Here is a 13,605-nt window from a genome sequence, read left to right as displayed (position 1 = left end):
TTTTCTTTTTATTATTTTTAAAAGAACGTCTATTCTGAATAAAATTTTAAATTTGTAAGATATTGTTTTTGAAAAGCTTAAGATATGAAAAATGCAAAACTTCTATTGGGTTTCTTTTTCTTTTTTCAAATGCAAGTCTGCTATTGCCAAAACGATTCTATTTCGAGAAATAACAAAGACATTCTCGATGTTTTGTATAAGCTTTTTAATAAAAACGATTCATTACGAAAAAGCGAGGATAAAAAAATAGCATTTTCCCTGCTTCCAGTACCACTAGATGCCGATAAAAATACAGGTTTGGTCGTGTCGTTTTTAACTACCTTTTATCTTGGCGACAGCGACAAGACTAAAATGTCGCAGGTTTCATTTTCGCCTTATTTTAGTTTTACCAAACAATATGTTTTTCCTGTTCAAAGTTATATTTATACAAAAGATAACAAATGGAATTTTATAGGCGATTATCGATATATGATTTATCCGCAGGATACTTACGGTTTGGGCGGACATAATACAGATGAAAAAATGTCAACTCTGGATTATCAGCAATGGCGTTTTTATCAGTTTGCAACCCGAAAAGTAATTGGTAATTTCAGACTCGGACTGGGATTGCTGCTGGATAATTACCAAAACATTTCCGAAGACTCTTATATAGATGAAGTAACAGATTATGTTAAATATATGAATGGCGATTTTTCAGATGAAACTTCTTTTGGGGCTGCCATTCAGGGACTTTATGATTCCAGAGAAAACAATGTAAATCCGGAACAAGGTTTGTATGTTGAGGCAGATTACCGAATTAATACAAGCGGTGTGGAAGGAAAAAAGTGGAATTCAATTTATTTTGATGCCCGTAAATACCATTCTTTTCATAAGTACAAACATCGGGTTTTAGCTTATCGTGCCTTTTATTGGTCTACTTTTGGCGGAAAACCTCATTATTTAGATCTGCCAAGTATTGGCTGGGATCGCGATGGCAGAACCGGACGCGGATTTACCCGAAACAGGTTTCGAAGTAATGCCCTGATTTATTTTGAAACGGAATACCGAACTGATATTTCAAAAAACGGATTCTGGGGTGCCGTATTTTTTACCAATATTTCCTCGGTTTCAAAATTAGAAACGTATCAGTTTAAAAAGTGGAATCCGGCAATTGGAACGGGATTACGCATTAAATGGAACAAGAAAAACAATAGTAATTTAGTTCTAGATTACGGAATTAGTAAAAACGACTGGTCATTGCGGTTAGGTTTAGCCGAAAATTTCTAACTTTCCCCAAAATCAAATTTTAAATTTTCAATGCAATTATCGGTTGTTATTCTTAATTATAATGTGCGTTACTTTCTAGAACAATGTGTTTTAAGTGTTCAGGAAGCCATTTCTGGTCTTGATGCCGAAATTATTGTTGTCGATAATAATTCGTCTGATGACAGTTGTTTGATGATGAAAACAAGATTCCCCGAAGTTAAATTAATTGAAAACAAAGAAAATTTCGGTTTTCCAAAAGGAAACAATATTGCCGTTAATCAGGCAGGAGGGAAATATATCTGCATTTTAAATCCTGATACTGTCGTTGCTGAAGATACATTTACTAAAATTTTGGCTTTCGCCGAAGAAAAACAAGATCTGGGAATTGTCGGCTGTAAATTAATTGACGGAACCGGAAGTTTTCTGCCCGAAAGTAAACGCGGTATTCCAACGCCTTGGGTTGCTTTTACAAAGATTTTCGGATTATATAAAATATTTCCAAAATCAAATCTCTTTAATCGTTATTATGCCCAGCATTTAAACGAAAACCAAACCGGTAAAGTTGAAATTTTGGTGGGAGCATTTATGCTTTTAGAGAAAGATTTATACCAAAAATTAAATGGTTTTGATGAAAACTGTTTTATGTATGCCGATGATATCGATTTGTCTTACCGTACGCTTGAGATGAAAAGAAATAACTATTATTTTCATGAAACCACCGTTTTACATTATAAAGGAGAAAGCACGGTAAAAGACGAGTTGTATATGAAACGCTTTCAGGATGCGATGAACTTTTTCTATCAAAAGCATTTTAAAAAATCATGGTTTTTTAGTTTTTTCATCAAAATAGGAACATGGTTTTTCTCTTTTGTAAAAATGTTTCAGGGAAAACCAAAAGAAAAACCGCTGCCGGAAAGTTATATTTTGTACTCCGAAAATACGAATTTGACTAAAAAACTGGCTTCGATTTTAGAAAATAAAGTTCGATTTTTAGATTTCAAAAAAGAAAAAATGGTAAATTCGTCCCTGATTTTAAAGGGCAAAAAGGCAGAGATCATTTTGGATAATCACTATGTTTCATTCAAAAAATGTATCAATATCATAGAAACTCTTAAAGATAAGAACATTACTTTTAAGATTTTACCTAAAAAGGCAAGTTATATTATTGGAAGTAATTCAAGAAATGACAGGGGGCAAATCATTAAAATTGAGTAAAAATTATATTAAGTGTAATTTATATTTAAAAATTTCAGTAATTTCGCAATCAGAAAATCAAAATCACCCTTTAGAATAATAATATGGCAAGATTTGAATTAAAGCTTCCAAAAATGGGAGAGAGCGTCGCTGAGGCAACCATTACTAACTGGTTGAAAGAAGTGGGAGACAAAATTGAAGCTGATGAAGCTGTACTGGAAATTGCAACTGATAAAGTTGACAGCGAAGTGCCAAGTGAAGTATCAGGAATTTTAGTTGAACAATTATTTGGCAAAGATGATTTAGTTCAGGTAGGGCAGACTATTGCAATTATCGAAACAGAAGGTGGTGATGCGCCTGCAGTAACTCCAGTTGTCGAAGTTTCTGTACCTGCAGAAGCAGTAGAAATAGAAAAAACTATCGAAGCAGTAAAAGAAACCGTAACTGCTCCGCAGGATTTTGCAGGATCAGATAAATTCTTTTCTCCTCTGGTAAAAAATATTGCAAAAGAAGAAGGTATTTCTGTTGCAGAACTAGATAGTATTCAAGGTTCAGGAAAAGATGGCCGAGTAACAAAAGATGATATTTTTAAATATATAGAAGACCGCAAGTCAGGGGTTGTGCAAGCTCCAAAAGCAGTTGAAGAAGCTCCAAAAGCAGTGGTTGAAACACCAAAGGCTGTTGTTGAAACTCCAAAAGCAGAACCAGTCGCTCAAAAAAGCCAGCAGGCTGTTCCGGTTTCTGTAAACGGTGGTGACGAAATTGTGGAAATGGACAGAATGCGTAAACTGATTTCAGGTTACATGACAGCTTCTGTACAAACTTCGGCTCACGTTCAATCTTTTATTGAGGTTGACGTAACCAACATTGTAAAATGGAGAGATAAAGTTAAAACCGCTTTCGAAAAAAGAGAAGGTGAAAAATTGACTTTTACACCAATTATGATGGAAGCAGTTGCAAAAGCGTTAAAAGATTTCCCTGGAATGAATATTTCTGTTGATGGTGATTATATCATCAAAAAGAAAAACATCAATTTAGGAATGGCAGCAGCATTGCCAAACGGAAATTTAATTGTTCCTGTAATTAAAAATGCAGATCAGTTAAACCTTGTTGGAATGGCAAAAGCAGTTAACGATTTAGGAAACCGTGCAAAAGCAGGAAAACTAAAACCAGATGATACACAAGGCGGAACTTACACTGTTACAAATGTTGGAACTTTTGGAAGTGTTTTTGGAACGCCTATTATTAATCAGCCACAGGTTGGAATTTTAGCTCTTGGTGCGATTCGTAAAGTTCCTGCGGTTATCGAAACTCCAGAAGGAGATTTTATCGGAATCCGTCAAAAAATGTTCCTGTCTCACTCTTACGATCATAGAGTGGTAGATGGCGCATTAGGAGGAAGTTTTGTGAAAAGAGTAGCAGAATATTTAGAAGCTTTTGATGTAGAAAGAGATTTCTAGTCGATTTAAAATAAAATTTGAAAACCCGAAAAATTTAAAAGTTTTTCGGGTTTTTTCGTTTATAAAAAATGGAGAAAAACAACTCGTTTTGGTTTGATTTTAAACTCAAAACCAACAAAAAAAGCCAATTTTGGTCAAAAAAATAAGAATTTGCTCAGGAACTTTGGCTTTAAAAAATTACATTTGTAATCTTATAAAAATTAAAAATGGAATTAAAACTTAACAAACCAATCTGCTTTTTTGACCTTGAAACAACTGGAATTGATATCGGTAAAGATCGAATAGTAGAAATTTCGATATTTAAAGTTTTTCCAAACGGAAATAAAGAAAGTAAAACCTGGCTGGTTAATCCAACAATTCCAATTCCTCCACAAACTACGGCGGTTCACGGCATTACTGATGAAAAGGTAGCCAACGAACCAACCTTTGCCGAACTTGCTCCGCTGGTTCATAATATGATAAAAGACAGCGATCTTGCAGGTTTTAATTCAGATCGTTTTGATATTCCGCTGCTGGCAGAAGAACTGCTTCGTGCCGGAGTTGATTTTGATATGAAAAATAAAGTTTCGGTAGATGTTCAGACTATTTTTCATAAAATGGAAGAGCGTACATTAAGTGCGGCTTTAAAGTTTTACTGCGGAAAAAGTCTTGATAATGCACACTCTGCAGAAGCGGATACAATGGCAACTTACGAAATTTTAAAAGCGCAGTTAGATCGTTATCCGGAATTAGAAAACGATATGAAATCATTGTCTGAGTTTACAACTCGTAAACGAATTGCTGATTTTGCCGGAATGATCGCTTTTGATAATGATGATGAAGAAATCTTTACTTTCGGAAAACACAAAGGGGCAAAAGTTGAAAAAGTACTGGAAACAGAGCCTGGATATTTCAGCTGGATTCAAAACGCCGATTTTCCTTTGTACACCAAAAAAGTTCTGACAGGGATTAAATTGAGAAAATTAAATACAAAATAAGATTCTGAGTTACTGAGCTTCTATGGTTCTAAGTTTTTTTTCCTTAGCAGCTCAGTAACTTGGTATCTCAGTACCTTTAAAAAAAATGAAAATCATTTGTATCGGTAGAAATTATACCAATCATATAGAGGAATTAAAAAACGAGCGTCCGGATGAACCTGTGGTTTTTATGAAACCGGATTCGGCAGTTTTATTGAAACAGCATCCGTTTGTAATTCCCGAATTTTCTGAAGAAGTTCATCACGAATTAGAAATAATTGTGAAAATTAACAAAGTAGGAAAGTATATTGAACCTAAGTTTGCGAACAAATATTATGATGATATCAGTGTAGGTATCGATTTTACTGCCAGGGATTTACAGGATAAATTGAAAGCCAAAGGACTGCCTTGGGAAAAAGCAAAAGCATTTGACGGCTCTGCGGTAATTGGAGATTTTTTACCAAAAAGTGATTTTGTTTCGTTAGAAAATCTTACGTTTGAGCTCAAAAAAAATTCTGAAATCGTTCAAAAAGGAAATACAAGTTTGATGCTTTGGAAAATTGATGAACTGATTTCGTATGTATCGCAGTTTTTTACGTTAAAAATTGGAGATATTATTTTTACAGGAACACCAGCAGGTGTTGGGCCGGTAAAACCAAATGATGTTTTGGAAGGCTTTTTAGAAGATAAAAAATTATTCAGAATACAAGTAAAATAATGGCTTTAAAGTACAATCTTTCGAAAGTGTATGCGCTTTCAGACAATGACCCCGAATTTGTAAACGAAATTCTTAAACTATTTGTTACAGAAGTTCCTGAAGATTTAAAACAAATCAAAGAAGGAATTAAGAAAAAGGATCATAAGTATGCTTATTCGTATGCGCACAAAATCAAACCTACATTAGATTTAATGGGACTGAATGTGGCATTTGAAGAAATTCTGCAAGTCGAAGCGTGGACAAAAGCAGAAGGAAAGAAAAAAGATATTATCGAAACTTTTAAAAGTATAAAAGTTCAGGTAAAAGACGCGATCAAAGAAATAAAAAAAGACTTTGATCTGTAAAATTTAATAATCCCGCTTTTTAACCAAAGGCGGGTTGTTTTCTCTGTTTACGATTTTACTTCACATATAAACAAAGGTTTCTTTGTTTCCTGCCTCAAATCATTTCCGCAATCCTACTTCATAAATAAACTTATAACTTTATAAGTAAAACTTTTAATACTATGAAAGCAACAATAGTTACCATTGGAGATGAAATTTTAATTGGTCAAATTGTAGATACAAATTCAAATTTTATAGCCAAAGAGCTGGATAGAATTGGTGTCGAAACGTATGAAATGATTTCGATAAGCGATGATAAACAGCATATTTTAAACACTTTTGCACAATTACAGAATAAAGTAGATGTTGTAATTGTAACAGGCGGTCTTGGGCCGACAAAAGATGATGTTACCAAAAAAACTTTCTGCGAATATTTTGATGATGAACTGGTGGTAAATCCAGAAGTTTTGGCTCACGTAACAGAACTTATCGAAGGATTTTATAAAAGACCAATTTCGCAGTTAAATAAAGATCAGGCGCTTGTTCCGTCAAAATGCACCGTTCTTCATAATAAAATGGGAACAGCTCCGGGAATGTGGATGAAAAAGGAAAACACAGTGTTTGTTTCACTTCCGGGAGTTCCGTATGAAATGAAATATCTGGTAGAAAACGAAATAATCCCAAAAATTGTAAAAGAATATAAACGCCCATATATAATTCATAAAACCATTTTAACGTACGGTCAGGGCGAAAGTTTAGTCGCAGAACGTATTGAAAACTGGGAAAACAACCTGCCTGAATTTATAAAACTGGCTTATCTGCCAAATCCGGGAAGAGTCCGCCTTCGTATGACTGCCCGCGGAACAGATAAAGAGGTGCTTGAAAAAGCAATAGAAGAAAATGTTCAGTCGCTTGATGCTATAATTCATGATATTATAGTAGGTTACGAAGAAAATGAAACCATCGAAACTGTAGTAGGGAAACTGCTTGCCAAACAAAATAAAACCGTTTCGACAGCAGAAAGCTGTACAGGAGGAAAAGTTGCGTCGCTTTTGGCATCTGTTCAGGGCGCTTCTGCATATTTTAAAGGAAGTGTTGTTTCGTATGCAACAGAAGCAAAGGTTAATGTTTTGGGAGTTTCGCAGGATTTAATAGACCAGTTTTCGGTAGTAAGTGCTGAGGTTGCGGCTGCTATGGCTTTGAATGTGAAAAACATACTAAAAACAGACTATGCAATTGCGACAACCGGAAATGCTGGTCCGTCAAAAGGTGACTCAGAAGCTGAAATTGGAACTGTTTTTATTGCTTTGGCAACACCAAACGGAGTAATTACAGAAGAATTTAACTTTGGACAACCGCGTGAAAAAGTGATAGATAGGGCGACTATTAAGAGTTTAGAAATATTACAGAAAGAAATTTTAAAAATTGTGCAATAATTTTTTGCTACAATGGTTTATTTTTCTTTTCTTTGCACCCTGATTTTGAATAACGATAAAAGATAAGTATAATGTCAAGAGTTTGTGACCTTACAGGTAAAAGAGCGATGGTAGGAAATAACGTTTCTCACGCTATGAACAAAACTAAGAGAAAGTTTTCTGTAAACTTAGTTAAAAAGCGTTTTTATCTTCCAGAAGAAGATAGATGGATTACTCTTAGAGTAGCAGCATCTACGATAAAAACAATTAATAAAAATGGAATCACTGCTGTTTTGAAAAAAGCACAGTCAGAAGGATTTATCAAATAATCTTTTCCTAAATAAATATATAGCAAGATGGCAAAGAAAGGTAATAGAATCCAAGTAATTTTAGAATGTACTGAGCACAAGACTTCTGGTGTTCCAGGAACTTCTAGATATATTACAACTAAGAACAAAAAAAATACTCCAGACAGATTAGAGATTAAAAAATTTAATCCAATCTTAAAAAGAGTAACTGTTCATAAAGAAATTAAGTAATAATTAGAGATTTTGTAAATCTCAATGGTTGTTTGCCATTTGAGTTTTATAAAAACTTCAAATAACATTTGAATCATGGCAAAGAAAACCGTAGCATCGTTACAAACATCTTCTAAGAGATTATCAAAAGCCATCAAAATGGTAAAATCTCCAAAAACTGGTGCATATATATTCGTAGAATCTATTATGGCTCCTGAATTAGTTGATGAATTCTTGAAAAAGAAATAATTACAAATACAATATATAGAAAAGCTACTTTCTTTCGGAAGTAGCTTTTTTATTTTTATATTTGTTTAAAATTTTATAGAAACACCACAAATTGTGTTTTTTTTAAACATTTGTTCCCGCCATACTCTTTATCTTTACCTGTCTAAAAAAAGCCAGGCAAAGGATATCGATCCTGTCGGGGTTAGATTAAAAACAATACGCGTTCTATAAACATCAGGATTGTTTCAAAACTCAAGAACAATCTAAAACTAACAATAAATTAAAAATGAGTTTTTTTAAAAAATTATTCTCTACCGAAAAAAAAGAGACTTTAGATAAAGGTCTTGAAAAAACAAAAACTACTTTTTTCTCTAAGTTAAGCAAAGCTGTTGCAGGAAAATCTAAAGTCGATGATGACGTTTTAGACAATCTTGAAGAAGTTTTGGTAGGTTCAGATGTTGGAGTAAACACCACGCTGAAAATTATCGAAAGAATCGAAAAACGCGTTGCCGAAGACAAATATTTAGGAACAGATGAATTAAATCAAATTCTTCGTGATGAAATTGGCGGTTTATTGTCTGAAACCAATACAGGTGAAGCAACAGAATTTGAAATTCCAAAAGATAAAAAACCTTATGTTTTAATGGTTGTTGGAGTAAATGGTGTTGGGAAAACGACCACAATTGGCAAACTGGCTTATCAGTTCAAAAAAGCAGGTTATAAAGTTGTTTTAGGTGCAGCCGATACTTTCCGTGCCGCTGCGATAGATCAGCTGCAAGTTTGGGCAGATCGTGTAAATGTTCCAATTGTAAGACAAAATATGGGAAGTGATCCCGCTTCTGTAGCTTTTGATACCCTGCAGTCTGCCGTAGCTCAAAATGCAGATGTTGTAATTATTGATACTGCTGGACGTTTGCATAATAAAATCAATTTAATGAATGAGCTTTCTAAAGTAAAACGTGTTATGCAAAAAGTAGTTGCAGATGCGCCTCATGATGTACTTTTGGTTTTAGATGGTTCAACAGGTCAAAATGCTTTTGAACAGGCAAAACAATTTACTGCCGCGACAGAAGTAACTTCACTTGCAGTTACAAAATTAGACGGAACAGCAAAAGGCGGTGTTGTAATTGGTATTTCTGACCAGTTTCAAATTCCGGTAAAATATATTGGTGTAGGCGAAGGAATTGAAGACTTACAAGTCTTTAATAAATATGAATTCGTTGACAGTTTCTTTAAATAATTTATAATGAGTTTAGAATCTTTTAAAAATATTACACCGCTTACTTTTTATTTTGTGAGTGTTGTGTGTTTTGTTTTAGCAAATGTTACCAGAGATAAAAGCCTTTCTTTTTACTATATTTTATTAGTTTTGGGAGTTGTTTTTTTCTTTATGGGAATTTTAAAAAGACTTAAAACGAAGCGATAAAACATTATGTTTAAAAAAAAATCCGAGGATATTTTAGTTTGATAAAGTATTCTCGGATTTTTTATTTGCTTTTATTTGTATAAAGCACTGATTTTCTCCCAGAGGACTTTGTCAAAATCAGATAATGCAAGGTTTTCATCATCTGCTGCGTCTCCCATTCGAATGACAACCATATTTTTGCTTGGAATTACATAGATTTTTTGATCGTTTTTTCCTAAAGCCATAAACATATCGCTTGGTCCTGTTGGAATTATGCTTCCCTGAAAAGTAAGTTGTGACTGTGGTAAATGATAAGAACTTTTTCCGTTTAGCCACCACAAATAGCCGTATCCTAGATTAATATTTTGAGAAGTGGTTGTTGCTTCGTTAAAATAAGCTTCGTTTAAAATAATATTGTTTTCCCATTTTCCTTTATTCAGCATTAATAATCCAAAACGTGCCATGCTTCTTGTTGTGCTCGTATAAACGCTGTTTACGCCAAGCTGAACCCAAGTTCCATTCATTCCTATTTTGTCTCTTAATTTAGCGTTGAAATAATTCCCCCAGGTTTGTCCGCTTGCTTTTGCCACAACATCCTGCAGTTCTACATATACATTATGGTAGGCCCAGCGTGTTCCTGCATCGGCTTTGTATTTTAAAGAGGCAGGATCAACATCATCTGTGCTGTCATCAAGTCCAGATGTCATTGTGAGTAAATGTTTGCAGGTAATTAAATTTTCCTGTGCTAATGTTTCACTGGTCCATCCGGTTCCTAAATACTGTGAAACCTTATTGTTGATATTAAGCAGATTTTCCTGCTGTGCAATTCCGGTAACTGTCGAAGTTAACGTTTTTCCGGCGCTCGCCCAGTACCAGTTTGTTGAGGCGCTATGTCCGTTAAAATAATTTTCCAGAACAATTCGTCCATTTACTAAAATAATAAACGATTTAGAATGCTTAAGTTCCAGATAATCTAAAAGCGGCTGTACGGCGTTCTGATTCCATTTTAAGTCGGCGATTGATTTTGTTTCCCAGACAGTTCCTGTTAATGGAGGAAAGTACATGGTTTCTGCCGAGTCTGGATTTTGCTCTGGTTCGGCTGAATCTTTGCTGCAGCTTATTAAAAATAGGGCTGTCAGTAATGTGCAGATGGTTTTGGTCATGGTTTATGTTTTTGGTTTAGGGCTTTGACCAAAAATATGTAAAATAGTTTAATGGGTTTTATGATCTTTTTGTTTCTTTTAAATGATATAAAGTTACCTTTGTAATTCACTAAATTTCTTTTGAAAACGGAAGCCACAGCCCTGATGGGAGCGGTATCCTTTTTTGGGCTTCTTTAGCCGGGAAAAGATATAGCAGACAGCAGGATCAGCTCCTTATTAATATTATAATTATTATGAAAAACACTTTTATGATTTTGGTTTTATCGCTTTTGTTTGTAAGCTGTAAACAGGAAATAAAACCGGCAGATATTGCAAAACTAAACGGATATTGGGAAATTGAAAAAGTGGTTTTTGATAAAGGTGAAGATAAGGTTTACGGCATGAACGAGAATTTTGATTATTTCCAGATTAAAGGCAATAAAGGAACGCGTACAAAAGTAATGGCGCAGCTTGACGGCACTTTTTTGACAACAGATACTTTTGAAAATGTTTCGGTTCGATTTACAGACAAAGGAACTTTTCTGGATTACAAAACAGATTACGCAAAATGGAGTGAGGAATTGATTTCGATTTCAGACGAAACTTTTGTGGTAAAAAATGATCAGAACAAAGAATATCATTATAAAAAAACAGGACCAGTAAATATTTTAAACGATGGCAAAAAGACTAAATAACGAAAGTACGATTGGGGCTGTTTTGCAACAGATTATTCAGGTGAATAAATTACAGCCTGGAATGGATCAAATTGATGTGCGTGAGGCTTGGAGACAACTAATGGGAAATGGCGTGAATACATACACCAGAAATGTTGTTTTAAAAGGAAGTACGCTTTATGTTGAACTTGGTTCGGCTGTTCTAAGAGAAGAGTTAAGTCACGGAAAATCAAAAATCGTTAAAATGATTAATGAAGAATTAGGACGTGATGTTGTGAGGGATGTAGTATTACGCTGATTTTTTAGTCGCAGTTTTCAGTGACAGTTTTCAGTCTTGATCTATTATAGGGAATAAAAAAAATCCTGTTTGTATAACAAACAGGATTTTTTTTATGATTTACAATCACTGAATTCTGTGACTGTGACTGAAAACTAATTATTAGAATTGCTCTCTTCCGGCAAAGTGGAATGCACTTTCGATAGCAGCATTTTCGTCGCTGTCTGAACCGTGAACTGCATTTTCTCCAATAGAAGTTGCGTATGCTTTACGAATAGTTCCTTCAGCAGCTTCAGCTGGATTTGTAGCTCCAATTAAAGTTCTGAAATCTTCTACTGCGTTGTCTTTTTCTAAAATTGCAGCAACAATTGGTCCGCGTGACATGAATTCAACTAATTCTCCGTAGAAAGGTCTTTCTGCGTGAACTGCGTAGAATGCTTTAGCATCAGCTACAGTTAATTGAGTTAATTTTAATGAAACGATTTTGAAACCACCATTAGTGATCATTGCTAAGATATTTCCGATGTGTCCGTTTGCAACAGCATCTGGCTTAATCATTGTAAAAGTTCTATTTGTTGCCATTTTCTATTTTATTAAATTTTGTGCAAAAGTAGACTTTTTTTGTGAATTGATTTTAATTAATTCGTAATTAAAACACGTTAGAATGATGTTTTAACCAAAAAAAAGACGCACAACTGTGCGCCTCTACATATATGATGAAAATTTTAAACTTTGAATATTAATTTGTTTCTGTAGAATATCCACAAAATAAAGGTCCAGATGCACACGTAAACTAATGCGCCTGCGAGTGAAGCAGTCATTGGATTGTTGAAAAACGGTGCAATGCAAAAGCTGTACAGATAATTTAATAAGTTGATTTTTTCTGAAGGATTATGCGGGTTTTGAAACTCGATCATTACTAATGCCTGTGGAATAATCTGAGAAGTAAAGAAAACAATCATTGGATTTACACCCCAGATTAAAAATGGTTTGAATCCTTTTTTATAATCTGCAATATCGATGGTGTAATATAAAATTGTCAGGAATACTGTTGCCAATCCTGTTGTATATAAAACATAGCTGCTAGTCCAAAGCGACTTATTAATTGGAAAAACCAAATCCCACATTAATCCAAAAAATATAAGAATCGTTCCTGCAATTCCCATTTTCTGGGCTTTTAGAATTTTAGTTGTATCACGCTGTAAAACCTGTCCGATTAGTAAACCAATAATTCCGTTTACGATTGATGGAAGTGTACTTAAAATTCCCTCCGGATCCCAGGTTATGGTACCGCGGTACATGTGGCCTTTTAACAAAACGCTGTCAAGCCAGGAAGCCAGATTGGTCCCTTTTTCAAGATTGGCTTCGCCGATTCCGGGAACAGGAATTAAAGTCATGATTGCCCAATAACCCAATAATAAAACAATTCCGGTTATGATCTGGGTTCTTTGAGAGGTTTTTAAATACAAAAGCGAAACTACAAAATACACAATTGCAATTCGCTGCAAAACTCCCGGAAGTCTTACATCATGATAGGCTTCGATACCACTGTAAGCTAAAAACAGATAAATAAACAGAATCGAAAATGCCAGAATGTTTTTGACTTTTGAACTAAAACTTCCCATTAAGGCATAACCTACAGCAATGGTTATTGCCAGTCTGCCTATTAAAAGCGGAATACCTTCGAGTCCAAATAGCTGGATTTTTCCAAAAAAGTTAAAGAAAATCCCCAAACAAAGCATTCGTAAAGAACGAACTAAGATTTTATTGAATGTTGTGCTGTCATAAAATTTATCAGGCATTGCAAGCGGAACAGCAACTCCCATGATGAAAATGAAAAACGGAAATACTAAATCAGTTGGGGTGCAGCCGTGCCATTCGGCGTGTAATAATGGCGGATAAACATTTCCCCAGTCACCGGGATTGTTTACGATTGTCATTAATAAAATTGTTAGTCCACGAAAGACATCTAGCGAAATTAAGCGTTCTTTTACCATTGGTTTTGGGTAAATTGGTTAGTTAATAATTTTAAAAATCGCTATTTGGTTTG

Annotated in this window: 17 protein-coding genes; 14 read left to right on the top strand and 3 right to left on the bottom strand. The window is 34.4% G+C overall.

Going from position 1 to position 13,605, the window contains the following annotated elements:
* Nucleotides 1-84 precede the first annotated feature (84 nt).
* The 12 genes from FJOH_RS25780 to FJOH_RS25730 all read left to right on the top strand — a co-directional run bounded on the left by FJOH_RS25780 (nt 85) and on the right by FJOH_RS25730 (nt 9,483).
* On the top strand, nt 85-1,266 hold the full coding sequence (locus tag FJOH_RS25780) for a BamA/TamA family outer membrane protein (RefSeq protein ID WP_235023033.1): 1,182 nt from the start codon (nt 85-87) through the stop codon (nt 1,264-1,266).
* Between the two features lie 30 nt (nt 1,267-1,296).
* Complete coding sequence (locus FJOH_RS25775; RefSeq protein WP_012026952.1) at nt 1,297-2,460, top strand: glycosyltransferase family 2 protein; 1,164 nt, start codon at nt 1,297-1,299, stop codon at nt 2,458-2,460.
* Between the two features lie 83 nt (nt 2,461-2,543).
* A complete protein-coding gene (locus FJOH_RS25770; protein ID WP_012026951.1) occupies nt 2,544-3,899 on the top strand; it encodes a dihydrolipoamide acetyltransferase family protein in 1,356 nt (451 codons plus the stop codon).
* A 206-nt stretch (nt 3,900-4,105) separates the two neighbouring features.
* Complete coding sequence (locus tag FJOH_RS25765; protein ID WP_012026950.1) at nt 4,106-4,876, top strand: 3'-5' exonuclease; 771 nt, start codon at nt 4,106-4,108, stop codon at nt 4,874-4,876.
* Between the two features lie 85 nt (nt 4,877-4,961).
* Nucleotides 4,962-5,573, top strand: a complete 612-nt coding sequence (locus tag FJOH_RS25760; RefSeq protein ID WP_012026949.1) for a fumarylacetoacetate hydrolase family protein — start codon at nt 4,962-4,964, stop codon at nt 5,571-5,573.
* Nucleotides 5,573-5,917, top strand: coding sequence for an Hpt domain-containing protein (locus tag FJOH_RS25755; RefSeq protein ID WP_012026948.1), 345 nt, complete (start codon nt 5,573-5,575; stop codon nt 5,915-5,917). The genes FJOH_RS25760 and FJOH_RS25755 overlap by 1 nt, the downstream gene beginning before the upstream one ends.
* A 161-nt stretch (nt 5,918-6,078) precedes the next feature.
* Entirely contained in the window at nt 6,079-7,332 is a 1,254-nt protein-coding gene (locus FJOH_RS25750; RefSeq protein WP_012026947.1) for a CinA family nicotinamide mononucleotide deamidase-related protein, read from the top strand.
* Nucleotides 7,333-7,403: 71 nt separating this feature from the next.
* Nucleotides 7,404-7,640 carry a 50S ribosomal protein L28 gene (gene rpmB, locus FJOH_RS25745; RefSeq protein WP_008468080.1) on the top strand — a complete coding sequence of 79 codons (237 nt, stop codon included), beginning with the start codon at nt 7,404-7,406 and terminating at the stop codon, nt 7,638-7,640.
* 27 nt (nt 7,641-7,667) lie between these two features.
* Nucleotides 7,668-7,850, top strand: a complete 183-nt coding sequence (rpmG, locus tag FJOH_RS25740) for a 50S ribosomal protein L33 (protein WP_008253902.1) — start codon at nt 7,668-7,670, stop codon at nt 7,848-7,850.
* A gap of 75 nt (nt 7,851-7,925) precedes the next feature.
* A complete protein-coding gene (locus tag FJOH_RS26695; RefSeq protein ID WP_012026946.1) occupies nt 7,926-8,078 on the top strand; it encodes a DUF4295 domain-containing protein in 153 nt (50 codons plus the stop codon).
* 265 nt (nt 8,079-8,343) lie between these two features.
* On the top strand, nt 8,344-9,297 hold the full coding sequence (gene ftsY, locus FJOH_RS25735) for a signal recognition particle-docking protein FtsY (RefSeq protein WP_012026945.1): 954 nt from the start codon (nt 8,344-8,346) through the stop codon (nt 9,295-9,297).
* Nucleotides 9,298-9,303: 6 nt separating this feature from the next.
* Complete coding sequence (locus tag FJOH_RS25730) at nt 9,304-9,483, top strand: hypothetical protein (protein WP_044048176.1); 180 nt, start codon at nt 9,304-9,306, stop codon at nt 9,481-9,483.
* 71 nt (nt 9,484-9,554) lie between these two features.
* On the opposite strand, the gene FJOH_RS25725 is transcribed toward FJOH_RS25730, so the two are convergent.
* Complete coding sequence (locus FJOH_RS25725) at nt 9,555-10,625, bottom strand: serine hydrolase domain-containing protein (RefSeq protein ID WP_012026944.1); 1,071 nt, start codon at nt 10,623-10,625, stop codon at nt 9,555-9,557.
* Between the two features lie 233 nt (nt 10,626-10,858).
* On the opposite strand from FJOH_RS25725, the gene FJOH_RS25720 reads away from it, so the two are divergent.
* Entirely contained in the window at nt 10,859-11,299 is a 441-nt protein-coding gene (locus FJOH_RS25720) for a hypothetical protein (RefSeq protein WP_012026943.1), read from the top strand.
* The gene (locus FJOH_RS25715; protein ID WP_012026942.1) at nt 11,280-11,576 is read left to right on the top strand and encodes a DUF721 domain-containing protein; all 297 of its coding nucleotides are present in this window, start codon (nt 11,280-11,282) and stop codon (nt 11,574-11,576) included. The genes FJOH_RS25720 and FJOH_RS25715 overlap by 20 nt, the downstream gene beginning before the upstream one ends.
* Nucleotides 11,577-11,717: 141 nt before the next feature.
* Here FJOH_RS25715 and FJOH_RS25710 read toward each other — a convergent pair whose 3' ends face one another.
* Together FJOH_RS25710 and FJOH_RS25705 are read right to left on the bottom strand one after the other, a co-directional pair.
* Nucleotides 11,718-12,137 carry a nucleoside-diphosphate kinase gene (locus FJOH_RS25710; protein WP_012026941.1) on the bottom strand — a complete coding sequence of 140 codons (420 nt, stop codon included), beginning with the start codon at nt 12,135-12,137 and terminating at the stop codon, nt 11,718-11,720.
* Between the two features lie 143 nt (nt 12,138-12,280).
* A complete protein-coding gene (locus tag FJOH_RS25705) occupies nt 12,281-13,552 on the bottom strand; it encodes an acyltransferase family protein (RefSeq protein ID WP_012026940.1) in 1,272 nt (423 codons plus the stop codon).
* Nucleotides 13,553-13,605 lie beyond the last annotated feature (53 nt).

It is taken from the genome of Flavobacterium johnsoniae UW101, assembly GCF_000016645.1.
In the GTDB taxonomy this organism is placed as follows: Bacteria; Bacteroidota; Bacteroidia; order Flavobacteriales; family Flavobacteriaceae; genus Flavobacterium; species Flavobacterium johnsoniae.
This window is presented reverse-complemented; position numbering and strand designations above follow the sequence as displayed.